This is a genomic window from Neisseria sp. P0016.S008 (genome assembly GCF_051957775.1).
Lineage (GTDB): Bacteria > Pseudomonadota > Gammaproteobacteria > Burkholderiales > Neisseriaceae > Neisseria > Neisseria flavescens_B.
The window spans coordinates 117729-142334 of the sequence record NZ_JBQCWB010000003.1 but is presented as its reverse complement, the minus strand read 5'-3'; the positions used below and the strand labels follow the sequence as shown (position 1 = coordinate 142334).

Here is a 24606-nt window from a genome sequence, read left to right as displayed (position 1 = left end):
ATTCTTAACACTATCAAAATTATGAGCAATAAAGATTTTTACGAAACACTTGGTGTTGCCCGCAGCGCTAGCGACGATGAAATCAAAAAAGCCTACCGCAAGCTGGCAATGAAATACCATCCCGACCGCAACCCTGACAACAAAGAAGCGGAAGAAAAATTTAAAGAAGTCCAAAAAGCTTACGATACCTTGTCAGACAAGGAAAAACGTGCCATGTACGACCAATACGGCCATGCCGCGTTTGAGCAGGGCATGGGCGGCGGCGCGGGCGGATTCGGCGGTTTTGGCGGGTTCGGCGGCGCGCAAGGCTTCGATTTTTCCGATATTTTCAGCCAAATGTTCGGCGGCGGTGCCGGCGGCCGCCAGCCGGATTACAGCGGCGCGGACTTGCAGGTTGGCATAGAAATTTCGCTTGAAGAAGCCGCCAAAGGCGTGAAAAAACGCATCAACATTCCGACTTACGAAGAATGTGATGTTTGTCACGGCTCAGGTGCCAAACCGGGCACATCCGCATCGACTTGTTCGACCTGTCACGGATCAGGTACGGTACACGTCCGCCAAGCCATTTTCCAAATGCAGCAGACTTGTCCGACTTGTCACGGTACAGGCAAAGAAATCAAAGATCCTTGCGTCAAATGCCGTGGCGAAGGCCGCACCAAAACCAGCAAAACGGTTGAAGTCAACATTCCGGCAGGCATCGACGACGGTCAACGCATCCGCTTGAGCGGCGAGGGCGAGCCGGGTCAACACGGCGCACCGGCAGGCGATTTGTATGTCAATGTCCGCGTAAGACAGCACAAAATCTTCGAGCGCAACGGCTTGGACTTGCATTGTGAACTGCCGATCAGCTTTGCCATTGCCGCATTGGGCGGCGAAGTCGAAGTGCCGACTTTGGACGGCAAAGTCAAACTGCACATTCCGAAAGAAACGCAAACCGGCCGCCGTATGCGCGTGAAAGGCAAAGGCATCAAGTCTCTGCGCTCCAGCTCGACCGGCGATTTGTACTGCCACATTTTGGTTGAAACTCCGGTTAACCTGACCGATCGTCAGAAAGAGTTGCTGGAAGAATTTGAAAAAATCTCCTCCGGTCTCAACCTCAGCCAAACCCCGCGCAAAAAATCGTTTTGGGAAAAAGTAGGCGAAAAAGTAGGCGATTTGTTCTCCGATAATTAATCGCTGTGAAAAAGGCCGTCTGAAATCTGCTTTACATTGGGTTTCAGACGGCCTTTTGTTTTTCTTTCTGTTGCTTCAAGCCATGGTTTGCCTTACAATTCGCGCTTCACTCTTACGGGAGTAGCCATTCGGCGCAATGCCGAAACCGTTGTCAACATAATCGGCTTGTGCGGCCGTGGCAGCGGTATCTTCTCTGCTTTATCGGAAGACAGGCAAGACGTAAGCGTTGTCCATACCCTTGCGGGCGGTATGCACAGCGCTTTTTGTTTGCCCGCTTGTCGGTTGAGTATCTTAAATCATGGAAGCTTTTTTCTCCTCGACGCTGGGCGTTGCCATTGCCGAAATCGGCGATAAGACGCAATTGCTCGCGCTCTTTTTGGCAGCACGTTTTGCCCACAAAAACGCGATTGTTGCCGGTATTTTTATTGCAACCCTGTTGAACCATCTTGTTTCAGCCGCACTCGGTGTCTGGCTGGCATCCGCTATTTCGCCCGAAGTCATGAAATGGGTGGTTGGCGGCAGCTTTATTGCGGTCGGATTATGGCTGCTGTTGCCGGACAAAGACGAAGACCCTGACGGCAAGTGGCTGAAATACGGCGCATTTACGGCGACGGTCGTCCTGTTTTTCTTGGCTGAAATCGGCGATAAAACGCAGATTGCAACAGTTCTTTTGGCGGCAAAATACCAATCTATCCTGCTGGTCGTGGTCGGCAGTATTGCCGGTTTGATGATTGCTTCTGTGCCTGCCGTGTATTTGGGCGAAATGCTGATGCGCAAAATTCCGGCCAAAGCAGTGCGCATTGCCGCATGTATCTTGTTCTGCCTGCTGGGTATTTTGACCCTGCTTGGCGACGGTATCGTGTTGAAGGCCGTCTGAAATGTGGGACATTGTTTTTGAACACAAAGACTTTGTGGTCATTAATAAGCCTTGCGGCGTATCGGTGCACAGCGAATCGGAAGGGGAGGTTTGTCTGACCGCATCGCTGGCACAGCAGCTCGGCGTTGAACGCGTGTGGCTGGTTCACCGTTTGGACAAAGCCACCAGTGGCCTGTTGCTGCTTGCGCTCAACCGCGACAGCGCGGCGGCTTTGTCGGCGCAGTTTGCCGAGAAAACCATGCGTAAAACTTATTTGGCACTCGGTACGCACAAGCCGGCGAAAAAGCAGGGCTGAGTGAAAGGCGGTATGGCGCGTTCGCGGCGCGGTACATGGAAGCTGACGCGTGACGAGGATAATTTTGCCGTTACCCGTTTCAGCAGCCAAAGCCTGCAGCCCGGTTTGCGCCTGTTTGTGTTGCAACCGTTTACCGGCAAAACCCATCAGCTGCGCGTGGCCATGAAAAGCATAGGCAGTCCGATTTTGGGCGATACGCTGTATGGCGGCGATGAGGCGGAACATCTGTTTCTGCACGCTTGGCGTTTGGTTTTCGACTATCGCGGCGAGCATTTCGATATTCGGGTTGCGCCTGATAAAACATGGCCGTCTGAAATCGATTTGTCGGCGTGTTTGGGTTCGGATGAGTCCGAATAGAAGCAGTGAAATTTTTGTATGTATTAAAAAAGGCCGTCTGAAAATTGTTCAGACGGCCTTTTGATTGTTTCAAGTTTACATTTCCAATTCGCTCAAACCCGGCAAGTCGGCAAAACAGCGGTCGTGAGTAATTTGGCAGAAATTGTCCAGATAGCCTTTGTTGGCGTCTTCCGTACGAATGGCGGCATAAAGTTTGCTTTGCAGGCCGTCTGAAGTGATTTTGCGGTGGACGACGTAGCCTTTTTCCAAATACGGCATGACCGTCCAATAGGGCAGGGCGGCGATGCCGCGTTTGCTGGCAACCAGTTGAATAATGGCGATGGTCAACTCGCTGTGGCGGCGCGGCGGATTAATGCCTTTGGGCAGCAGCACTTTTTTGGGCAAATCCAGCATTTCGTCGGGGACGGGATAAGTAATCAGGGTTTCGTCGATAAAATCTTCCGCTTCCCAAACGTCTTTGTCGGCAAGCGGGTGGTCTTCTGCGCAGATACCGACCATTTCATAGGCAAACAGAGGGCGGTAGCTGATGCCGTTGAGCGGCTCGGCTTCGGAAACGATGGCAAGGTCGGCGCGGTGTTGCAGTAACAGCCCGACCGGATCGGCTTGGAAACCGGAAACAATATCCAATTCAACTTGCGGCCATAACGGGCGGAACTCGCCCATGGCAGGCATCAGCCAGTCAAAGCAGGTGTGGCATTCGACGGCAAGCCTGAGTTCGCCGGCTTCGCCTTCGATAATCCGCACCAAATCACGTTCGGCAGCGGCAACCTGCGGCAACAGCTCGCGCGCCAGTTGCAGCAGGCGCATACCGGCCGGAGTGAAGCGCAAAGGTGTGGATTTGCGTTCAAACAACGGCGTTTCGTAATAATTTTCCAAGGCGCGGATTTGGTGCGACAGGGCGGATTGGGTCAGGAAAACCCGTTTGGCGGCAAGGGAAACGCTGCCGGTTTCTTCTAAAGCCAGCAAGGTTTTGAGATGACGCAATTCGATAATAGAGTCCATGTGTTTTCAGACGGCCTGTGGGTAAGGTGGGGTATATTAAAATAATTCATGATGATGTGCAAATGATTAATGTTGGGAATGATTGCTGAAATCGGAATGTAAGAATTTGAGGCATAAACAGATTTTGCGGTTAGAATGCGAAGCTGTTTTTGAAGATAGATATAAGGAGCGGAATATGGCTTTACGCCGCGAAATTCTGGCTTGGTGTGATGAGATATTGCAGGTCGGGCTGTTTAAAGACTATGCGCCCAATGGTTTGCAGGTCGAAGGCAAAGAAGAAATTGCCAAAATCGCCACTTCGGTTACCGCCAGCAAAGCTGCAATCGATTTTGCCGTAGGACAGGGAGCGGATATGCTTTTGGTTCACCACGGCATGTTTTGGAAAAGCGAGCCTGTCACGATTACCGGTTGGAAAAAAGCACGCATTGAAACCTTGCTGCAACACCAAATCAATATGGCGGGCTACCACCTGCCGCTGGATGCGCACCCGCAATTAGGCAATAACGCACAATTGGCCGAGAAACTCGATTGGGCGCTCGAAAAACAATTCGGCGTGCAAAACCTGTTGAATACCGGCCGTCTGAAAACCACGCAAACATTGGCGCAGTTGTCTGAACGCATTGAGGCGGTATTCGGCCGCAAGCCGACCGTTATCGGTGATTTTGAACGCGAAATCAAACGTATTGCCTGGTGCAGCGGCGGTGCGCAGGGATTTTTTCAGACGGCCATAGACGAAGGTGTCGATGCGTATCTGACCGGTGAAATTTCCGAAGCGCAATATCATCTTGCCAATGAAACAGGTGTGGCATTTATCAGCGCAGGCCACCACGCGACAGAACGTTACGGCGTACGCGCCTTAGGCGATGCCGTGGCAGAAAAATTCGGTATCGAAGTGGTTCACTTTGATGAAAACAATCCTGCTTGAGTATTGAGAAATATCATAAAACTTTACCTTATTTTAAATAATGCTTTGAGTATTACAACAAACTAGGTAGAATTACGCTGTTTAATGGCTCGGTATTCCCAAAATTTTAGGACGACTGAATAATGGATAATCAAGAAATCAACAACGGTCGCCGCCGTTTCCTGACACTGGCTACTTGCGGTGCAGGCGGTGTGGCGGCTCTGGGCGTAGCTACGCCTTTCGTGGCCAGCTTCTTCCCATCGGAGAAAGCTAAGGCTGCCGGTGCTGCTGTCGAAGTAGATGTCAGCAAAATCGAAGCAGGCCAAATGCTGACTGCCGAATGGCAGGGCAAACCGATCTGGCTGGTCAACCGCACAGATCAACAGCTCAAAGACTTGAAAAGTTTGGATGGCGCAGTTACGGATCCTAATTCCGAAGTGGATCAGCAACCGGAATACGCTAAAAACGAGCACCGTTCGATCAAACCGAACCTCCTCGTCGCTATCGGTATCTGTACCCACCTGGGTTGCTCTCCGACTTACCGTCCCGACGTTGCTCCTGCGGATTTGGGTGCAGACTGGAAAGGCGGCTTCTTCTGCCCTTGCCACGGTTCGAAATTCGACATGGCAGGCCGCGTGTATAAAGGTGTTCCTGCACCGACCAACTTGGTTGTACCGCCTTACAAATATCTGAGCGATACGACTGTTTTGGTGGGCGAAGACTAAAAATAAGGAACGATAATTATGGCAAACCAAACCAATAGCAAAGCAAAAGCATTGTTAGGCTGGATGGACGATCGCTTCCCTCTGTCTAAAATGTGGAATGAGCATTTGGCTCAATACTATGCGCCGAAGAACTTCAACTTCTGGTATTACTTCGGCTCTTTGGCCCTGCTCGTCCTTGTAATTCAAATCGTCAGCGGTATTTTCCTGACCATGAACTACAAACCGGACGGCAACCTTAACGCCTACCATCTGCCTGCTGCCTTTACCGCAGTAGAGTACATCATGCGCGACGTGTCCGGCGGCTGGATTATCCGCTATATGCACTCCACCGGCGCATCTTTCTTCTTCATCGTCGTTTATCTGCACATGTTCCGTGGCCTGATTTACGGCTCGTACAAAAAACCTCGTGAATTGGTGTGGATTTTCGGTTCCCTGATTTTCTTGGCATTGATGGCAGAAGCCTTTATGGGTTACCTGTTGCCTTGGGGTCAAATGTCCTTCTGGGGTGCGCAGGTAATTATTAACCTGTTCTCCGCCATCCCTGTTATCGGTCCTGATTTGTCCACTTGGATCCGCGGTGACTTCAACGTTTCCGACGTTACTCTGAACCGCTTCTTTGCCCTGCACGTTATCGCAGTACCTCTGGTATTGCTTGGCTTGGTTGTGGCACACATCATCGCCCTGCACGAAGTGGGTTCTAACAACCCTGATGGCGTTGAAATCAAGAAAAACAAAGACGAAAACGGTATTCCACGCGATGGTATCCCCTTCCATCCTTACTACACCGTTAAAGACATCTTGGGCGTCGTTGTATTCCTGATTGTCTTCTGTTCTGTGTTGTTCTTTGCACCTGAAGGTGGCGGCTACTTCTTGGAAGCGCCAAACTTCGATGCAGCGAATGCGCTGAAAACACCTCCGCACATTGCGCCGGTATGGTACTTCACTCCGTTCTACGCAATTCTGCGTGCGATTCCTTCCTTTGCCGGTACTCAGGTATGGGGTGTAATCGGTATGGGTGCAGCAGTTGTACTGATCGCCTTGTTGCCTTGGTTGGATAAAGGCGAGGTTAAATCTGTCCGCTATCGCGGCCCAATCTTCAAAACGGCGTTGGTTCTGTTCATTATTGCCTTCATCGGTTTGGGTATTTTGGGTGCAATGGTAGCAACTGATACTCGTACTTTGGTTGCACGTATCCTGTCTTTCGTCTACTTTGCATTCTTCCTGGGTATGCCGTTCTATACCAAACTGGATACCAACAAACCAGTTCCTGAACGCGTAACCATGAGCACTACTAAACAAAAAATTATGTTCTTTGTTTACGTCGGTATTACCGTTGTCGGTGCTTACTTGTTTGCAACCAATATCTGATGAGGGCAGCGAAAATGAAACAAACTCTGAAAAACTGGTTTGCTGCCTTATTGCTGGCAGTGCCTATGAGTGCAGCCGTTGCCAGCGGCGGCGGACACTACGAAAAAGTCGATATCGACCTGCGTGACCAAGTCAGCCTGCAGCACGGTGCGCAAATCTTTACAAACTACTGTTTGTCTTGCCACTCTGCAAGCGGTATGCGCTTCAACCGTCTAAAAGACATCGGTTTGACTGAAGATGAAATCAAGAAAAACCTGATGTTCACAACAGACAACGTTGGTGATGTCATGGTAGCGGCAATGGATCCGAAAGATGCCTCCAAATGGTTGGGTGCGCCTCCGCCGGATTTGACCCTGATTGCCCGTTCTAAGGGTGCAGACTACCTGTACGCCTATATGCGCGGCTTCTATAAAGACCCAACTCGTCCGAACGGTTGGAACAATACTGTTTTGGCCGGTGCGAGTATGCCTCACCCATTGTGGGAGCAACAAGGTGTTCAAGCCGTTGAGTTGGATGCCAAAGGTCAGCCCGTTATGATTAAAGACGAGCATGGCAACCTAACTCCTAAGCTGTATTGGGAATCTACCGGTCTGCAAAGCCGTCGCCTGCCTAACGGTAAAGTGATCCAAAAAGAGTACGATACTTATGTACGCGACTTGGTGAACTACTTGGTGTACATGGGTGAGCCTGCTCAGTTGCAACGCCACCGCATCGGCTACATGGTTCTGGCATTCCTGTTTGCGGTAATGCTGCCATTGGCTTACTTCCTGAAAAAAGAATTCTGGAAAGACGTTCACTAATTCTTTTGAATCAAAAAGGCAAACCTATTTCGGGTTTGCCTTTTTTGTTTGTGAAATTGGTTTATGCGGAAATAATGTAAATTTTAAAATTACTTAATATAAACAAAGTGATATGTGAAATTTCTGGATTAAGTGTTTGAAATTATGTATAATTCTGTCTGAATTTTTATAAGGCTTAAGGCCGTCTGAAAAGATTTATCAGGAGTAAAAGATTATGATGACATTGTATTCAGGTATTACTTGTCCATTCAGCCAACGCTGCCGTTTTGTGCTGTACGAAAAAGGCATGGATTTTGAAATCAAAGATGTGGACGTGTTCAATAAACCTGAAGACTTGGCTTTGATGAATCCGTATAACCAAGTACCGGTTCTGGTTGAGCGTGATTTGATTTTGCACGAATCAAACATCATCAACGAATACATTGACGAGCGTTTTCCTCATCCTCAGTTGATGCCGGGTGATCCTGTTATGCGCGGTCGCGGCCGTTTGGTACTGTACCGTATGGAAAAAGAATTGTTCAGCTTGGTGCAAGTGTTGGAAAACCCTGAATCTACCAATAAAGAACAAGCTAAAGCACGTGAAGCCATTGGTAATGGTTTGACACTGTTGGCACCGTCTTTTGCTAAAAACAAATACATCTTGGGCGATGACTTCTCCATGATTGATGTTGCTTTGTCTCCACTGTTGTGGCGTTTGGATTATTACGACATCAAACTGGGTAAATCTGCTGCTCCTTTGCTGAAGTACGCCGAGCGTATTTTCCAACGCGAAGCCTTTATTGAAGCATTGACGCCGGCTGAAAAAGCCATGCGCCGCTAAAGGACGAACCTATGGCAACTTCAACCAAACCGTATTTTTTGCGTGCTTTGTATGAATGGTGTTTGGATAATAACCAAACACCGCACATCGTGGCTTGGGTAAATGAACATACCCGAGTGCCGATGCAGTATGTGCGTGATAATGAAATTGTTTTAAATATTGGTCCTACCGCCAGCCATAACTTGAATATCGACAACGAATGGGTCAATTTCTCTGCACGCTTTTCCGGCGTAGCGCACGAGATTTGGATTCCGGTCGGTCATATTGTCAGTATATTTGGTCGCGAAAGTGGAGAGGGTATGGGTTTTGAGGTAGAACCATATCAGCCTGCTTCTGTTGAAGCTGCGGCGGCGGAAGATAAAAAAGCTGAATCTGCGGAAGACAAACCGAAAAAAGTATTGAAGCTTGTGAAGTAATTAAAGACAAAAGGCCGTCTGAAATGTTTCAGACGGCCTTTATTGATTGGGGGTATTGAAGTGGCAAAATTAATGGGTAATCAGTTATTAATTAAGCCAAACAAAAAAGCTCTTGTATTTAACAAGAGCTTTTTTGTTTAGTGGTGGAGGTAAGCGGGATCGAACCGCTGACCTCTTGCATGCCATGCAAGCGCTCTACCAACTGAGCTATACCCCCGAAATTTGGTGGCGAATCAGGGATTCGAACCCCGGACACAAGGATTATGATTCCTCTGCTCTAACCGACTGAGCTAATTCGCCGTTTCGTGAAGTCGCTATTATAGTTTTTTTTGAATATTTGGCAAGCGATAATTTTGGTTTTTTTTATTTCTTATTGTTTTTAAAAAATAAAAAGTAGATTGTCAGGCTATAGTTTATGGCAAATGTCACCGTGGCTGAAGCCTGCCCAATCAATATCGATGTCTTTGCCAAAAGCGATCACTTTAAAAAGTTCGCCCATTTCGTGCTGATGTATCAGTTTCTGTACTGCTGCTGCGGCTTGGATATATTCAACCGAATCCGGGCTACCGATTTGTGCCAGCAGATCAGTGATACCGAGATTGAGTAGGAAATAAGATTGGGGCAGGTAACCGATTAAGTCCAAACCTGATTCCGTGCCGGCGCGTGCGATATCGGTGAAATTGACATGCGCAGTCAAATCGGTCAGGCCGATATTGAAAAATGGGTCATGGATAGTGTGATGGCGATAGTGGCCGATAAATGTGCCTTCCTTGCGTTGCGGGTGGTAATACTGAGCGGCATCGAAGCCGTAATCGATAAATATCATGCCGCCGCGCTGCAATTTGGCGGCCAGGGTTTGGATAAAGGCATATTGTGCCGAGTGAAGCTCGCTTGTGTATGAAGGGAGGGGAGGAAAGTACAAAGAGGCTGTTTGTGTAAGCTTGGCTTGGGCCAATGGTCTGATGGCTTCGATTAACTTGTCATTCTCTAAGCTGACGCCGATTTGTTGAAATCCTTCATCTTGATAAATCAAGCGTTCGACCGGCATGGCATCCAATACTTCGTTGCCGATGATGATGCCGTCAAAGTGTTCGGGTAATGCGGTGAGGTGGATGACTTTTGCGGCTGCTTCGGGAGATGTGTGCTCAAGAATATGTTGACGTTGTCTTTCTGCAAGCTCTGCCGACAGCTCAATAATGTAGTAATGATTTAGGCCGTCTGAAAGATTTTGTAACAAAGTAGCGGCAAGATGGCCTGTGCCTGCACCAAATTCGTAGATATTGCCTGCTGTTTGTGGCAGTAATTCGGTAAGTTGTCTGGCAAGGGTTTGCCCGAATAAGGGAGATAGGGTGGGGGCAGTAATGAAGTCGCCGTCCGTGCCGATTTTATGGCTGCCTCCGCTGTAATAGCCGTATTGGGGTGTGTAAAGGGCAAGCTCCATAAATCGGGAGAAAGGTATCCAGTTTTGATGTTGTTCAATTTCGTTTTTGATGAGCTTAGTCAGGTGTGCTGAAGAGGCTTGTGCGTCAGGGGAGGGGAGGGGGAGTTGTGGCTTCATGACTGTTAGATAATGTAAAAAATTTGAATTTGTTTGTATATTATAGCTGCTTACGGAATGGGTGGTAATTGAGTATAAAAATACTATATGTAGTATTTTTATAATATAAATCATACTATATCTAGTATTTTATGCTAAACGGAATGCTTATAAAATCCATATGTCATTCATTGTTGCGTATATAAACTATTGAATTTTAAGCATTTAGTGTTTCATTTCAGATAAGAAACGAATTTGACCTGATTGCCAAAATTTCTTATAGTGTCGGTTAGTGGGGCATAGTGGGTGGAAGTGGTTACTTTTTCCTAAAAAGTGTTCCGTAGAAGTGAAAACGAAATATTTTAGGGAGGTGGGATTTTTAATCCCACTCTAGTTTTATTTTAATCGAATTTGGGGTGTGATGTGTTTGGCGGTGCTCATGAATTGAGTATGGATAGTAAAGGGCGGTTGGCGATTCCTGCCAAATTCCGCGATATTTTGCTGCGCCGTTATACGCCTGCAATTGTGGTCACACTGGATTCCCGAAAAAAATTATTAATGTACCCCGAGCCCGTTTGGGAAGAGAAAGCCGAGCAGATTTTGAAGTTGAAAGTAGCCGGCAATGAAGCTTTGCAACGGTATCAGAATTTGTTGCTGCACAATGCGGAGATTTTGGAATGGGACAGCGCCGGACGCGTTTTGATTCCGGCCAATCTGCGCAAACGCGTGGATTTTGAAAAAGAAGTTACTTTGGTTGGTCGTGCAAACCGTATGGAGTTGTGGGGCCGCGAACATTGGGAAGAGGAAATGAATCGGGCTTTGGATATCGATCCTGATGAATTGGCTTTCCAATTGAGTCAAACGGATTTGCAATTGTGAGTAAAGTTGAGAATTATCAGCATGTTACTGTCTTGTTGCATGAGGCGGTGGATGCGTTGGCAATCCGTGAAGACGGGATTTATGTGGACGGTACGTTCGGTAGGGGAGGGCATTCCCGGCTGATTTTGTCGCGTTTGGGTGAGCAGGGTCGTTTGGTTGTTTTTGATAAAGACCCCGAGGCGATTGCGGTAGCTAATGAATTGGCAGAGCAAGATAAGCGCGTCAGTGTCGTACACAATGGTTTTGAAACATTTCAGACGGCCTTGGATGAATTAGGCATCGATAAGATTGACGGTGCGCTTTTTGATTTGGGGATTTCGTCGCCGCAAATTGACGATGGCAGCCGCGGATTCAGTTTCCGCTTTGATGCGCCATTGGATATGCGGATGGATCCGACTCGCGGGATGTCTGCGGCAGAATGGATTGCAACCGCATCCGAACAGGATTTACATGAGGTAATTAAGAATTATGGTGAAGAGCGGTTTAGTCGCCAGATTGCGCGCGCCATTGTTGCGCAACGCGAGGAGAGTCCCATCGATACAACCCGCAAGCTGGCGCAGCTTGTGGCGCAAAACGTCCGTACTCGTGAGCGCGGACAAGACCCTGCAACGCGCACCTTCCAGGCAGTTCGCATCTTTATTAACCGCGAGCTCGAAGAGGTAGAGGCAGTTTTGCCGCAGGTTGCAGGCCGTCTGAAAGAGGGTGGACGTTTGGCTGTCATTGCGTTCCATTCGCTGGAAGACAGAATTGTGAAGCAGTTTATTAAAAAATATTCGCAACATGCGCCATTGCCTCGTTGGGCAGTGGTTAAGGAAGCGGATTTGCCTCAGCTGCCTTTGAAGGCTGTGGGCAAAGCAATCAAACCGGGTTCGATAGAAACTGAAGCCAATCCGCGTGCGCGCAGTGCAGTTTTGCGTGTGGCGGAGCGAAGCAGTGGCGAATTTTCGGTTGTTGACTAGGGAAAGCGTTTCGGCACTGTCGCAAGGGATGTTTCTATTTGACAGGCCGTCTGAAAGTTTGAGATGGGTAAATTGAATATTTTATTGCTGGTTTTGGTGACGGTCTCAGCTTTTGCCGTAGTGTTTAAGCAAAACCAGTCCCGCTTGCATTTTATCGAGTTGGATAAGGCGCAAAAACGGGAAATTCAGTTGGAACAGGATTACGCGCGCTTGAAATTGGAGCAGGCTAGGCTAGCAAACCACAAGTTGATTAAAGTGGCGGCCGAAAAGCAACATCTGCTTCCGCCGGGTGCGCATAATACGGCTATGCTGGAACGCAAAAAATAAGAATATAGAGCCTTGCATTAGTGCAAGATTTACGGGAATTAATAGCTCACTGAGCAGCTAAGTCATGAGAAGTCCAACATGTTAATTAAGAACGAATATAAACCTCAAATGCTGTCTGGAACCACAAAAACAAAAAAACCGCTGACAAGTAACGGACGTATCGGTTTGGTGCTGGGTGCCGTTGCGCTGGCATTTACCGGTCTGTTGGTGCGCGGGGTTTATCTACAAACCAGTCAGCATGAGTTTTTGAAAAATCAGGGTGACCAACGTTTTGTGCGCACGCTTCCGCTGCCTGCATCACGCGGTATGATTACTGACCGCAATGGTGCTACATTGGCTTTGAGCGCACCTACCGAATCATTGTATGCCATGCCTTCCGGTATGGAGGAAATGCCGACTGACGAGCAGTTGGAGAAACTGTCTGCCATTGCCGATGTGCCTGTTGAAGTGTTAAAAAATAAATTGTCTAAAAAAGACAAAGGCTTTATCTATCTGAAGCGTCAACTCAGCTACGAAAAAGCGGAAGAAATCAAAGCATTGGGCATTAAAGGCATCGCCTTCCAAAAAGAATTGAAACGCCATTACCCGATGGGCAATCTGTTTGCGCACGTTATCGGTTTTACCAATATCGACGGCAAGGGTCAGGAGGGCTTGGAGCTTTCCCGTGAAGACAGCCTGCGCGGCGAAGATGGTGCGAAAGTCGTATTGCGCGACAACAAAGGCAATATCGTAGACAGCCTCGACTCTCCGCGCAACAGCGTGCCTAAAAACGGCCAAGACATGATTTTGTCTTTGGATCAGCGCATTCAGACGCTGGCTTATGAGGAGTTGAACAAAGCTGTGGCTTATCATAAAGCCAAAGCGGGTACGGTTGTGGTATTGGATGCGCAAACCGGCGAGATTTTGGCATTGGTCAACAGCCCGGCTTACGATCCGAATCAACCGGGTCAAGCCAATAGCGAACAGCGCCGTAACCGCGCCGTAACCGACATGATCGAACCCGGTTCTGCCATGAAGCCGTTTACCATTGCTAAAGCATTGGATTCAGGCAAAGTGGATGCGACCGACACATTTAATACCCTGCCTTACAAAATCGGGCCGGCTACCGTACAAGATACCCACGTTTATCCTACTTTGGATGTGCGTGGCATTATGCAAAAATCTTCAAACGTCGGTACCAGTAAACTTTCTGCCATGTTTACGCCTAAAGAAATGTATGATTTCTATCACGATTTAGGTGTGGGCGTGCGTATGCATTCAGGCTTTCCTGGTGAGACTGCAGGTTTGTTGAGAAGCTGGCGCAGATGGCAAAAAATCGAACAGGCAACCATGTCTTTCGGTTATGGTCTGCAATTAAGCTTATTGCAATTGGCGCGAGCTTATACTGTCTTGACCCATGATGGCGAATTGTTGCCGGTAAGTTTTGAAAAACAAGCGGTTGCACCTAAAGGCAAGCGTGTCATCAAAGCCTCTACTGCGAAAAAAGTGCGTGAGTTGATGGTTTCCGTTACTGAAGCCGGCGGTACTGGTACTGCCGGTGCTGTGGATGGTTTCGACGTAGGTGCGAAAACCGGTACGGCGCGTAAACTGGTTAATGGCCGCTATGTGGATAACAAACACGTCGGTACGTTCATCGGTTTTGCTCCGGCTAAAAATCCACGCGTGATTGTGGCCGTTACCATCGACGAACCGACTGCCAACGGCTATTACGGCGGCGTGGTTGCCGGTCCCGTATTCAAAGAAGTCATGAGCGGAAGCTTGAACATCTTGGGCGTTTCCCCGACTAAGCCTTTAAGTAATACCGCTACTGTCAAAGTACCGTCATAATCCAAACAATCAAAGAGATATTGTTTATGTTCAGCAAGTTAACCCCCTTGGCTGAAACCAACTTTCCGCCTCTGCTGTGTGAAAACGCAGCAGGGCGTTTGTTGCATTCAGACAGCCGACAAATTAAACAGGGTGACATTTTCGTTGCCTGTCAGGGTGAATATACAGACGGTCGCAGCTATATTCCTGCCGCCATTACCAACGGTGCAACCTTTGTTTTTTGGGATGATGACGGCAAATTCATATGGAATCCCGAATGGAATGTTCCCAATCAAGGCATTAAAGATCTGAAACATCGCGCTGGTATGTTGGCGGCGCAAGTTTACGGCAATGTTTCAGACGGCCTTAAAGTTTGGGGCGTAACCGGCACCAACGGCAAAACCTCTATCACACAATGGCTGGCGCAAGCTGCCGATTTGTTGGGCGAAAAAACCACCATTATCGGCACAGTCGGCAACGGCTTTTGGGGCGCATTGGAAGAGACCACGCATACCACGCCTGCCCCTGTCGATGTCCAAACCCTGCTCTACCGCTTCCGCCAGCAAGGCGCAACTGCCGCCGCGATGGAAGTTTCCAGCCACGGCCTTGACCAATCGCGCGTCAACGGCGTGCCATTCCGTAGCGCAATCTTCACCAATCTCACACGCGACCACCTCGACTATCACGGCACCATGGAAGCCTATGGCGCCATCAAGTCGCGCCTGTTCTACTGGCACGGCTTGAAACACGCCATCATTAATGTCGATGATGAATACGGTGCAGAACTGGTAGGCCGTCTGAAAAAAGACTGCCCTGATTTGACCGTTTACGGCTACGGCTTCAGCGAACACGCCGATATCCGCATTACCGATTTCACCGCTTCTTCAGACGGCATGGAAGCCGTATTCCAAACACCATGGGGCGAAGGCCGCTGTCGCACGCGCCTGCTCGGACGGTTCAACGCGCAAAATCTCGCCGCCTGCGTTGCCTTGCTGTGTGCCAACGGTTATCCACTCAATAACGTTTTGGAAGTACTGGCAAAAATCCGTCCTGCTTCAGGCCGCATGGATTGCATTATGAACAGCGGCAAACCTTTGGTCGTTGTCGATTATGCCCACACGCCCGATGCACTGGAAAAAGCACTCTCCACCTTGCAGGAAATCAAACCGCAGGGCGCGGCCTTATGGTGCGTCTTCGGCTGCGGCGGCAATCGAGACCGCGGCAAACGTCCACTGATGGGCGCGGCAGCCGTGCAGGGTGCTGATAAAGTTGTCGTCACCAGCGACAACCCGCGTTTGGAAAATCCGCAAGACATCATCAACGATATTTTGCCTGCCGTATCTAATTCTGAATGCGTCGAGGTTGATCGCGCCGCCGCCATCCGTTATGCGGTTGAGCAGGCTGCCGCGAACGACATCATTCTGATTGCTGGTAAAGGGCATGAAAACTATCAGGATGTACAAGGCGTGAAGCACCATTTCTCCGATTTTGAAATCGCAGAAAAAGCATTGGCAGAGCGCGGTTAAGCCATATCACAAATGTTCAGACGGCCCGAAACCTTAAGGCCGTCTGAAAAAGATTTAAGCATATACAATAAAAGCAATACGACACACGCATTACGGCACGTCAGCCATTAAACCCATCACAGTTGTTTGTTTCAGAAGACTTTTTAACAAGGCCGTCTGAACAACAAGGAGACCGATTTGATGCTGAAAATGCCGACAAAAACCTTATTAATCAGTGCGGCCGTAGTTTTATTCGCAGGCTGTACAACCAAACAACTTCCGCGTCCTACTGCCGAAATCGAGCAGTTGAGGGCGCAACAGCCTCCGGCCGAGCAAAGCCTGCCCAATCCTGTTAAAGGCAAGCGTTTTGATGACACTTGGGGCACAGCGCGCAGTCAGGGGCGCAGGCATGAAGGTGTGGATATTTTTGCTAAGAAAAATACGCCAATACGCAGTACCACGCCCGGCATCGTCACCAAAATCGGACGCAACCGATTGGGCGGTAAAGTTGTCGGTATTCAAGGGCCGGGTGCATGGCATTACTATGCCCATCTGAATAAATTTGCCCGTATCCGTCTGTATGAGCGAGTCAAAGAAGGGCAGGTCATCGGCTATGTCGGTAAAACCGGCAACGCCAGGACTACGCCAGCTCACTTGCATTACGGCGTGTATCTGCCGAACGGCGCGGTGAATCCGTATCCTCTGATTAATCAGAGCAGATAGGCCGTCTGAACAAGATTTGAGAGTATGAACGCAAAGAAATTGGTTAAGGCAACGAATATTGTCGGTATAGTGGCAGTCGTTCTGCTGGTGTATTGGGTATTTGTTCTGATTGTATCCAATGTTTTCGGGCTTAAGGTATTCCGCGAATACATTACGGAAATTTTCCTGATGAGTATTTTGGGGATTTTTGCCGTGATGGCAGGGGCCTTGATACTGAACATCATGCTGAATTTGACCCGTATCGCCGAGCGAGGACAAGAGGAAGAAAGCAAAGGCGGCCGGAAAACCTTATATTTGTTGTTGGCAGTATTTCCCGTTTTAGCCGCCTTGTTATTTGGCGGAAATTATCTGACTGTTCAGAAAAAACGTCAGATCTTGACTCAATCGCTAGAGCGCATCGTCAAGGATAATCCATCGCAAATCAATGCTTTGGCAGATTATCGTTTTGACTTGGCGTACATCAGAAAAGCGGCGTTAATCCTTGAGCTGATGTCGAAGGAAGATTCTGCCTTTAAAGCCGCTACGGTGATTGTGCCGGATACGATCGGTAATAAACAGGTTTATTTGGCTTTCTCAGCCGATTCCCATTTAAGTGGGATTGATGAGCAAGCACCTAATGCTCAGGGAGTAGGCGATGATAATGGTTTTGTCGTTACTCGGAATGGCAATAAAGAAACAATCAGCAAAACGCAATATCTTTATGCTCCGAATTTGAGCGAGCGTGAATACTTGCAAAGAATATTTGCCGGACAAACAAATGAAATACGTTATGAGGTAAAAGACGGCAATTACAGCCTTTGCCACCCCTACCGCCAAAACGGTAAAACCATTGTATTGTGTTTTTCCGATTACCAGCAGTACGGGAAAATCGGCAGTTGATAAGAGAAAGTGATTTGTAGTATGAAAAGTTGGTTTTCCAATACATTTCCTGAATATAAAAAATTGCCCAAAAGCGGCAAATTTATGGCATGGCTGACTTTTGTACAGGGCGTGGTTTGGTTGATTCTGGCATCAATTCAGAGTGTGCAAGGACTGATTAACAACATAGCATGGTCTGTGCTGTTTGGAGTTTTAATTTTCGCTTTAGGTTTATTGGCGCTGTCTGCAGCATGGAATGCGTTTAAATTCCGTGAAGTCGGTTTTAAGAGAATGACATATGTGTACATGCCATGCATATTGCAGATTGCTTTTGCAAGCGATGTATTTTCTTTTGTATTTTATATAGATAGTGTATTGAAACTATCGTTCAGCCTCATAATAAATAAACTTACTGTCGGCGTAAATTTTGCCGCTATCCTTTTTATTGTGCTGGCAGGACGCAATTATCGTCATTTAAAAATGGTTTCCCAAAATACGGATAAAAATGTGGAGCCGTTAGAACAAGGACAAGAAACACAATCATGAAACCACTAGACCTAAATTTCATCTGTCAAACTCTCGGCCTTCCAATGCCGTCTGAAAATCAACCCGTTTCGCGTATTGTGACAGACAGCCGCGATATTCAGGACGGCGACGTATTTTTCGCGCTTGTCGGTGAGCGCTTTGACGCGCATGACTTTGTTGAAGATGTGTTGGCAGCGGGGGCAACGGCAGTTGTGGTTTCGCGCGAAGATTGTGCGGCTTTGAAAGGCGCGCTGAAGGTTGACGATACGCTTGTGGCGTTGCAAAAACTGGCGAAGGCGTGGCGTGAAAATGTGAATCCGTTTGTCTTTGGCATTACCGGCTCTTCCGGCAAAACGACGGTGAAAGAGATGTTGGCCGGCGTATTGCGTCATCGATTCGGCGATGAAGCCGTGTTGGCAACTGCCGGCAATTTCAACAACCATATCGGCTTGCCGCTGACTTTGTTGAAACTGAACGAAAAACACCGCTATGCCGTTATTGAAATGGGTATGAACCATTTTGGTGAATTATCTTTGCTGACCCGAATCGCCGGTCCGAATGTTGCTCTGGTCAATAACGCTTTGCGTGCGCATGTCGGTTGCGGTTTTGATGGTGTCGGTGATATTGCCAAAGCCAAAAGTGAAATCTACGAAGGTTTGCTTTCAGACGGCATTGCGCTGATTCCGTGCGAAGATGCCAATATCGCTACATTTGAAGCTGCTACTGCACAATTGAACGCTCAGACTTTTGGCGTTGCCAGTGGCGATGTCCATGCAGAAAATATTGAGTTGAAACCGTTGTCCTGCGAATTTGATTTGGTGCGTGGTAATGAACGTGTTGCCGTGGTATTGCCAGTCCCCGGCCGTCACAATGTGCATAATGCCGTAGCAGCGGCGGCTCTGGCTTTGGCAACAGGTTTGAGTCTTGCCGAAGTTTCAGACGGCCTGAAAAATTTCAGTAATATCAAAGGCCGTCTGAATATCAAGCAAGGCATTAAAGATGCAACTTTGATTGACGATACTTATAATGCCAACCCCGACAGCATGAAAGCCGCCATTGATGTACTTGCCGCTATGCCCGCGCCGCGTATTTTTGTGATGGGCGACATGGGCGAATTGGGTGAGTATGAAGCCGCCGCCATGCACGCCGAAGTTGGCGCGTATGCACGGGATAAAGGCATCGAGGCTGCATATTTTGTCGGCGACAACAGCGTTGAAGCGGCAGAGACGTTTGGTGCGGAAGGTTTGTGGTTTGCAGACAAAGATCCTTTGATTCAAGTGTTGAGCCATGATTTGCCTGAACGCGCTACTGTGTTGGTCAAAGGCTCGCGCTTTATGAAGATGGAAGAAGTGGTTGAGGCGTTGGCAGCAACAACCGCGTAAAAGGCCGTCTGAAATATGAAAAAGATTTTTCTATTGGCTGGTTTGCTGTTTGCCGCGTTTTATGCCGGAATGAAAGTACAGGCATTTATCTATGAAGATACCTGCTTGGACTTGGGCGGCGGAAAGAACCCCGGAAACTATCCGATTTGCGTGGTAGAGAAATAATCTTACTCAATAAGGCCGTCTGCAATTTCAGACGGCATACCGATTGATTTTTAATTGGGCATAAGCCCGCTGTAACAACAAAAACAAAAAAGGAAGTTCCATGTTTTTATGGCTCGCACATTTCAGTAACTGGTTAACCGGTCTGAATATTTTTCAATACACCACATTCCGCGCCGTCATGGCGGCTTTGACTGCTTTGGCGTTTTCCCTATTGCTTGGTCCGTGGACCATCCGCAAACTGACTGCGCTTAAAGTCGGCCAGGCAGTGCGTACCGACGGCCCGCAAACCCACCTCGTCAAAAACGGTACGCCAACCATGGGCGGCTCGTTGATTTTGACCGCCATTACCGTATCCACAATCTTGTGGGGCAACTGGGCAAACCCGTATATTTGGATTCTCTTAGGCGTCCTGCTCGCTACCGGCGCACTCGGTTTTTACGACGACTGGCGCAAAGTGGTTTATAAAGACCCTAACGGCGTGTCTGCCAAATTCAAAATGGTGTGGCAGTCCAGCGTTGCCATCATTGCCGGCTTGGCGTTGTTCTACCTTGCGACAAATTCCGCCAACAATATCCTGATTGTTCCCTTCTTCAAACAAGTTGCCTTGCCGCTTGGCGTAGTCGGCTTCTTGGTATTGTCCTACCTGACCATCGTCGGCACATCCAATGCCGTTAACCTGACCGACGGTTTGGACGGCTTGGCCGCATTTCCCGTCGTCCTCGTTGCCGCCGGCCTTGCCATTTTTGCTTATGCCAGCGGCCACTCACAATTTGCACAATACCTGCAATTACCTTACGTTGCCGGCGCGAACGAAGTCGTGATTTTCTGTACCGCCATGTGTGGCGCGTGTCTCGGCTTTTTGTGGTTTAACGCTTATCCGGCACAAGTCTTTATGGGCGATGTAGGCGCGCTCGCGCTTGGCGCGGCACTCGGTACCGTTGCCGTCATCATCCGCCAAGAATTTGTCCTCGTCATTATGGGCGGCCTGTTTGTTGTTGAAGCCATTTCCGTTATGTTGCAAGTCGGTTGGTACAAACGTACCAAAAAACGCATCTTCCTGATGGCGCCGATTCATCACCATTACGAACAAAAAGGCTGGAAAGAAACCCAAGTCGTTGTCCGTTTCTGGATTATCACCATCGTCTTGGTGCTGATTGGTTTAAGTACCCTCAAAATCCGCTAAATCTTCAAAGGCCGTCTGAAACTTTCAGACGGCCATTATGTAAGGTAAGTATGCTTGCCTGAATCCTACGTCTCAAAATAAATCCCGCAATAATCCACACAGAAAGTCCCCAAACATGTACCAATCTTTTGGCGGCGCAACCGGCATCCGCACCCTGACCGACCGTTTCTACGACTTGATGGAACTCGAGCCGCAATACCAAGCCTTGCGCCAAATGCACGGCGAAGACATGACCCTGATACGCGAAAAGCTCTACGAATTTTTCAGCGGCTGGCTCGGCGGTCCACAACTCTTTGTCGAAAAATACGGCCATCCCCAACTGCGTGCCCGCCATATGCCTTTTGCCGTCAACGTACAAGTCCGCAACGAATGGGTCGCCTGTTTTGCCCAAGCCATGAGCGAACTGGACATCGACAAAGCACTTGCCGAACCGGTGTTAATCCAAGTTTTTGCGATGGCAGATTGGTGTCGTAATCAAAACGAAGACGGTGTCGAACCGCCTATGCCGCCGATGGCGGTTGATCCCGTAATCCGCATTCCCGAATTGAAAAACGTTTTAAAGCAATATGGCGTGGACAGTTATTTTGAAGGTTGAGGTTGTCTGAAAAGTGATTATGATAGCAAATGTAAAAATAGATTAATCATCATGATAAAAGGGGACTTTAAACTCGAATCATGAAAAGGTCGGATTCTGAATCCAGCCTACGGCTAAAACAGGAGGTAATATGGATGTTGTAGGAATAATGCTGATGTGGTTAGTTGGAATAGTCTTTTTTCCTATTATTGTGTACATCGTATGGAGAATTTATAAATATACGTGCACACTTCCTATAAAAGTGCGGCGATGTATAGCAATTTTAATCATTGTTACCCCGTTAATTTTATATATGGGTATGTCGCAAATCGTAGATAAAGGATATTGCATTAGGGACAGAAAGTATTTTTCTGAATATTCAAAAGAAAAAATGGTTAATGATGCAATAATTTTGTTGATAAATAAGGGTTCAGATATTTCTTTGGGTGGGTATAAAAAAAATCAAGATTTTTCTAAAAATTCTGAGACTTTTGATATTGCTAATTTTAAATCATTTAATGATGATTGCTGTCATGTATATATAGGTGATATTAATGACGGTAGCGGTCCGGTTAAATATGTCTATAAATTCACTGGGAAATTTTATGGATATGTAATGTTGGAGTATTGGCAAATAAGGCCAAATTTTAAAATGGATGAAGAACAAAAGCGTGTTTATCAGAAAATTGAAAAAACAAGAAGCTATTATGGAGTGAGCCGTTGCGGAGAAGTTTTTGAAATTCCCAGTTATCTATATTTTTAAAATTGTGGAAAAGATATAAGAAAGGATAGTTATGTTGAGATTTCTACTTGGAATTAGTTTTTGTATAACATTATCAGCTTGCCAAACAGAAACTTTGGTAAAAGATGTGAACATTTCGAAAAAACAGGAGTTGCATAATATGAATACTTATTTTGCTAAGAATGCAAAAAAATTAGATGAGGTGATACAAATTCCTAGTGAGGGTGTTAAATCTATCGATGTATATGCTCTTTATGGATTTGTTGAATCATTTTCACCAATTTCTACTGCTGAGCAAATTAAACAAAGAGTAGGGGAAGGTTTGGGTTATAAAGACTTATTTGGTACAAAATCTGTCCATTACCGTTTAGAACCAAAAGACTATTCTCATTTTTTCTCTGGTTTTAATAGAATTAAAAGTACATTAAATCCCTATGATCAATTTGATTCAGTATATTTGATATTGATTGAAATTAAGTATAACACCCATTCTGTCCAAATACTTACTCGAGAGGCAGCAGTGGGAGAAGCTTTTTTATTCAGTAAAATTATTAAGAATGATGAGAGATTCTTGATTTTATTGGATTCAAAAGGATTAAAAGAGTTATTTAATATGATCGATCCAAATCAAAATATCCTGAAATGATTAATTTAAGTTGGAGCTGTTTATGACAAGCGGTGTGGATTTTAATAAAAAAGGTTTTGTTGCCAGTGTGCAAAATAAGGAAACTTTTGGGAGAGTTTTAATAGAAAATAACGCTTACAGTAATGAGACGAAAGAGTTTGATAAAACAAAAGTGAATGCTTTAATGCCTGCAGATTCGGATGATGTCAAAAAATTAGACTTGGCTTTGCAATATTTGCAGCAAAATGAAAAAGCTAATTCGTTGATTCAAAATGCTTCTGATATGGGTATTCATATCGTAATCTTTAAAGAGGGAGATAACACTTTTTATCCACTAAGACCCAATAATACTGATGGGATTATCTTTTGGAACCCTAATCAATCGGCAGAGATTTTTTCTGAAATTAATGGGAAAAAAGTTTCATTAGGAGTCCAATCTGCTGCTAATGTTTTGTTTCATGAGTTGGTTCATGCAACTGATCCTAATTTGGCAAAATCTGATGTTGAAATGGACAGTTATAATAAGCCTTTTGCATCAGGTGACGAGAAACATAAATTTTATAACGCTCCTGAATATTTGGCTGTAACGATGTCCAACGAAATAGTCAGTAAATTTCATAATGAGCCAATAAGACCTGATTATATCGGTGAGTCAATGTTTGTTTCTGTACCTAATCCCATCAATTCTCAAACCAATCATTACGACCAAGATGGCAACCTTATAGGTAAAACAGTCAAAACTTACGACGAAAAAAATGAAACTATCAAGACGGTAAATACTGATTATTTGCGTCAAGATGAGCGTGGTTTGCCAGTGGAAAGTGAGACGGTTACTGATATAAATGGAGAGCCTATCAAACAAATTCAAGATGAGTCCTCTTTCAACTATAATTTGCCTGACTGGAATAATTTGAACGGTAGTGATTTATACGCTGCAGTTTTGTCTGCGGACAGCAGTCAGTTAGATATGTTAGGTAAAAGTCTGGCGCAGTCGGAAGAAGGTCAGCGTATGCTGAGGCAGGGAGAAAATCTGTTGGTTGAATATAAAGAACAGCAGGAATTGGAACGGCAACAGGAGTTGGTACATTCAAGCCGGGCAATGGTCAGAACGCTTTAAATCCGTATATCAGGGAAGGTTTAAATGGACGATAAGAAATTTGATGAGGCTATAAAGGTGTTGGTAATGTTGCGGGCGGACGTTATCGAACAGGGGAAGAAAATTGATGGCCGAATTAATGAGCAACAGCGTGCTTTGTCGGAGGAGTCCAACCGGTTCAGACGACAGGTTGGTAATATAGTTGACAATGCAGGGAAAACTATCCGTCAAGAAACTGAGCAGTCATTGGGCTTAGCAAGTGAAGGGTATAAGAAGGCAGTTGATGAATTAAATCGTGAAGTGGGAAAGCTCAATAAAATTATCAAAAGCTGGTATATCGGCATAGGCGTAGTATTAGCTATTGCTGTCATTATATTGTTTGTGGTGGTGCGATATATGGTTGTTGATTTGGCTGATAGGCGTGCGGAATTGGAGAGTTATGAACATGCCATTGAAACTGCCAAAGCATTTGCTGAGTCGGATGCCTACATATGTGAAGGGCGCATTTGTATCAATACAGGTAAAAATGTCGGTAACGGCTATCGTCAGGCAAAACCAAGAAAGAAATAAAACGTCGTCTGAAAAACTAGTATAAAACAGAAACAATAACTTGAAAGAAATAGATTTTAGAATGAATAAATTATTAAAAAAAATGATGGTTGCCTTACTAGCTTTTGGCATAGGGCAAGCAGCTTGGGCGGAAGATGTGTCTGATTTGGACAAACTAATACAAAATGCAAAACAAGGCAGTGTACCAGCACAGTCTAGTTTGGGAGCAATCTATCTTTTTCGTGAAGATTACGCATCGGCTACGTATTGGCTTCGGAAGGCAGCAGAGCAAGGTCAGCAAACTGCTCAAAAAAATTTAGGTTTGCTGTATTACAATGGAGTAGGAGTTAATCAGGATTACGAAGAAGCGCTAAAATGGTTTCGTAAATCAGCAGAACAAGGGTATGCACAAGCCCAATATAATTTGGGTTGGA

Annotated in this window: 27 protein-coding genes, 2 tRNA genes and 1 pseudogene; 26 read left to right on the top strand and 4 right to left on the bottom strand. The window is 46.7% G+C overall.

Annotated features, from left to right (window positions below; translation table 11 throughout):
• Positions 1 to 21 precede the first annotated feature (21 nt).
• From dnaJ to ACTHS8_RS04840, 3 genes and pseudogenes are all read left to right on the top strand, one after another.
• Positions 22 to 1173, top strand: coding sequence for a molecular chaperone DnaJ (gene dnaJ, locus ACTHS8_RS04850; protein ID WP_049322586.1), 1152 nt, complete (start codon positions 22 to 24; stop codon positions 1171 to 1173).
• 298 nt (positions 1174 to 1471) lie between these two features.
• Positions 1472 to 2050, top strand: a complete 579-nt coding sequence (locus tag ACTHS8_RS04845; RefSeq protein ID WP_004518907.1) for a TMEM165/GDT1 family protein — start codon at positions 1472 to 1474, stop codon at positions 2048 to 2050.
• A gap of 1 nt (position 2051) precedes the next feature.
• Positions 2052 to 2702: pseudogene (locus ACTHS8_RS04840) on the top strand (TIGR01621 family pseudouridine synthase).
• A gap of 75 nt (positions 2703 to 2777) precedes the next feature.
• On the opposite strand, the gene ACTHS8_RS04835 reads toward ACTHS8_RS04840, so the two are convergent.
• Positions 2778 to 3704 (bottom strand): LysR family transcriptional regulator, encoded by a 927-nt coding sequence (locus ACTHS8_RS04835; RefSeq protein ID WP_003748251.1) that lies wholly within the window; start codon positions 3702 to 3704, stop codon positions 2778 to 2780.
• Between the two features lie 175 nt (positions 3705 to 3879).
• Between ACTHS8_RS04835 and ACTHS8_RS04830 the strand changes: the two genes are divergently transcribed.
• The 6 genes from ACTHS8_RS04830 (at position 3880) to ACTHS8_RS04805 (ending at position 8737) form a co-directional block, all read left to right on the top strand.
• On the top strand, positions 3880 to 4629 hold the full coding sequence (locus ACTHS8_RS04830; RefSeq protein WP_440373134.1) for a Nif3-like dinuclear metal center hexameric protein: 750 nt from the start codon (positions 3880 to 3882) through the stop codon (positions 4627 to 4629).
• A 122-nt stretch (positions 4630 to 4751) separates the two neighbouring features.
• Positions 4752 to 5333, top strand: coding sequence for a ubiquinol-cytochrome c reductase iron-sulfur subunit (gene petA, locus ACTHS8_RS04825; protein ID WP_049335346.1), 582 nt, complete (start codon positions 4752 to 4754; stop codon positions 5331 to 5333).
• Positions 5334 to 5351: 18 nt separating this feature from the next.
• A complete protein-coding gene (locus ACTHS8_RS04820) occupies positions 5352 to 6701 on the top strand; it encodes a cytochrome b (protein WP_049328413.1) in 1350 nt (449 codons plus the stop codon).
• Between the two features lie 14 nt (positions 6702 to 6715).
• Positions 6716 to 7501, top strand: coding sequence for a cytochrome c1 (locus ACTHS8_RS04815; RefSeq protein WP_254322270.1), 786 nt, complete (start codon positions 6716 to 6718; stop codon positions 7499 to 7501).
• 214 nt (positions 7502 to 7715) lie between these two features.
• Positions 7716 to 8321 (top strand): glutathione S-transferase N-terminal domain-containing protein, encoded by a 606-nt coding sequence (locus ACTHS8_RS04810; protein WP_003685910.1) that lies wholly within the window; start codon positions 7716 to 7718, stop codon positions 8319 to 8321.
• 11 nt (positions 8322 to 8332) lie between these two features.
• A complete protein-coding gene (locus tag ACTHS8_RS04805) occupies positions 8333 to 8737 on the top strand; it encodes a ClpXP protease specificity-enhancing factor (RefSeq protein WP_440373133.1) in 405 nt (134 codons plus the stop codon).
• A 141-nt stretch (positions 8738 to 8878) separates the two neighbouring features.
• Here ACTHS8_RS04805 and ACTHS8_RS04800 read toward each other — a convergent pair.
• The 3 genes from ACTHS8_RS04800 to ACTHS8_RS04790 all read right to left on the bottom strand — a co-directional run bounded on the left by ACTHS8_RS04800 (position 8879) and on the right by ACTHS8_RS04790 (position 10295).
• Positions 8879 to 8954, bottom strand: a tRNA-Ala gene (locus tag ACTHS8_RS04800).
• A gap of 6 nt (positions 8955 to 8960) precedes the next feature.
• Positions 8961 to 9037 (bottom strand) — tRNA-Met (locus tag ACTHS8_RS04795).
• 106 nt (positions 9038 to 9143) lie between these two features.
• Positions 9144 to 10295 (bottom strand): class I SAM-dependent methyltransferase, encoded by a 1152-nt coding sequence (locus tag ACTHS8_RS04790; RefSeq protein ID WP_440373132.1) that lies wholly within the window; start codon positions 10293 to 10295, stop codon positions 9144 to 9146.
• A 402-nt stretch (positions 10296 to 10697) separates the two neighbouring features.
• Here ACTHS8_RS04790 and mraZ point away from each other — a divergent pair, with 402 nt between their 5' ends.
• The 17 genes from mraZ to ACTHS8_RS04705 form a co-directional block, all read left to right on the top strand.
• Entirely contained in the window at positions 10698 to 11153 is a 456-nt protein-coding gene (gene mraZ, locus ACTHS8_RS04785) for a division/cell wall cluster transcriptional repressor MraZ (RefSeq protein WP_440373131.1), read from the top strand.
• Entirely contained in the window at positions 11150 to 12112 is a 963-nt protein-coding gene (gene rsmH / locus ACTHS8_RS04780) for a 16S rRNA (cytosine(1402)-N(4))-methyltransferase RsmH (protein ID WP_440373130.1), read from the top strand. Before mraZ ends, rsmH begins: the two co-directional genes overlap by 4 nt.
• 63 nt (positions 12113 to 12175) lie before the next feature.
• On the top strand, positions 12176 to 12439 hold the full coding sequence (gene ftsL / locus ACTHS8_RS04775; protein ID WP_003681879.1) for a cell division protein FtsL: 264 nt from the start codon (positions 12176 to 12178) through the stop codon (positions 12437 to 12439).
• Positions 12440 to 12517: 78 nt separating this feature from the next.
• Positions 12518 to 14266: a peptidoglycan D,D-transpeptidase FtsI family protein gene (locus ACTHS8_RS04770; protein ID WP_003748269.1), complete on the top strand. Its 1749-nt coding sequence runs from the start codon at positions 12518 to 12520 to the stop codon at positions 14264 to 14266.
• 26 nt (positions 14267 to 14292) lie between these two features.
• Positions 14293 to 15771: a UDP-N-acetylmuramoyl-L-alanyl-D-glutamate--2,6-diaminopimelate ligase gene (locus tag ACTHS8_RS04765; RefSeq protein WP_063076842.1), complete on the top strand. Its 1479-nt coding sequence runs from the start codon at positions 14293 to 14295 to the stop codon at positions 15769 to 15771.
• Positions 15772 to 15951: 180 nt separating this feature from the next.
• Positions 15952 to 16473 (top strand): M23 family metallopeptidase, encoded by a 522-nt coding sequence (locus ACTHS8_RS04760; RefSeq protein ID WP_440373129.1) that lies wholly within the window; start codon positions 15952 to 15954, stop codon positions 16471 to 16473.
• 24 nt (positions 16474 to 16497) lie between these two features.
• On the top strand, positions 16498 to 17352 hold the full coding sequence (locus ACTHS8_RS04755; protein WP_063076844.1) for a hypothetical protein: 855 nt from the start codon (positions 16498 to 16500) through the stop codon (positions 17350 to 17352).
• A 21-nt stretch (positions 17353 to 17373) separates the two neighbouring features.
• Positions 17374 to 17877: a hypothetical protein gene (locus ACTHS8_RS04750; protein ID WP_063076845.1), complete on the top strand. Its 504-nt coding sequence runs from the start codon at positions 17374 to 17376 to the stop codon at positions 17875 to 17877.
• Positions 17874 to 19238, top strand: coding sequence for a UDP-N-acetylmuramoyl-tripeptide--D-alanyl-D-alanine ligase (locus ACTHS8_RS04745; RefSeq protein ID WP_440373128.1), 1365 nt, complete (start codon positions 17874 to 17876; stop codon positions 19236 to 19238). The genes ACTHS8_RS04750 and ACTHS8_RS04745 overlap by 4 nt, the downstream gene beginning before the upstream one ends.
• A gap of 15 nt (positions 19239 to 19253) precedes the next feature.
• Entirely contained in the window at positions 19254 to 19403 is a 150-nt protein-coding gene (locus tag ACTHS8_RS04740; RefSeq protein WP_049322572.1) for a hypothetical protein, read from the top strand.
• A gap of 100 nt (positions 19404 to 19503) precedes the next feature.
• Positions 19504 to 20586 (top strand): phospho-N-acetylmuramoyl-pentapeptide-transferase, encoded by a 1083-nt coding sequence (gene mraY, locus ACTHS8_RS04735; protein WP_036493428.1) that lies wholly within the window; start codon positions 19504 to 19506, stop codon positions 20584 to 20586.
• 115 nt (positions 20587 to 20701) lie between these two features.
• Positions 20702 to 21181, top strand: coding sequence for a group II truncated hemoglobin (locus ACTHS8_RS04730; protein ID WP_063076847.1), 480 nt, complete (start codon positions 20702 to 20704; stop codon positions 21179 to 21181).
• 130 nt (positions 21182 to 21311) lie between these two features.
• A complete protein-coding gene (locus ACTHS8_RS04725) occupies positions 21312 to 21923 on the top strand; it encodes a hypothetical protein (protein ID WP_440373127.1) in 612 nt (203 codons plus the stop codon).
• A gap of 139 nt (positions 21924 to 22062) precedes the next feature.
• Entirely contained in the window at positions 22063 to 22548 is a 486-nt protein-coding gene (locus ACTHS8_RS04720; RefSeq protein WP_440373126.1) for a hypothetical protein, read from the top strand.
• A 22-nt stretch (positions 22549 to 22570) separates the two neighbouring features.
• Positions 22571 to 23644, top strand: a complete 1074-nt coding sequence (locus ACTHS8_RS04715) for a hypothetical protein (protein WP_440373125.1) — start codon at positions 22571 to 22573, stop codon at positions 23642 to 23644.
• Between the two features lie 24 nt (positions 23645 to 23668).
• Positions 23669 to 24193, top strand: a complete 525-nt coding sequence (locus tag ACTHS8_RS04710) for a hypothetical protein (RefSeq protein ID WP_440373124.1) — start codon at positions 23669 to 23671, stop codon at positions 24191 to 24193.
• A gap of 61 nt (positions 24194 to 24254) precedes the next feature.
• A partial coding sequence (locus tag ACTHS8_RS04705; RefSeq protein ID WP_440373123.1) for a tetratricopeptide repeat protein occupies positions 24255 to 24606 on the top strand: 352 nt, incomplete at its 3' end.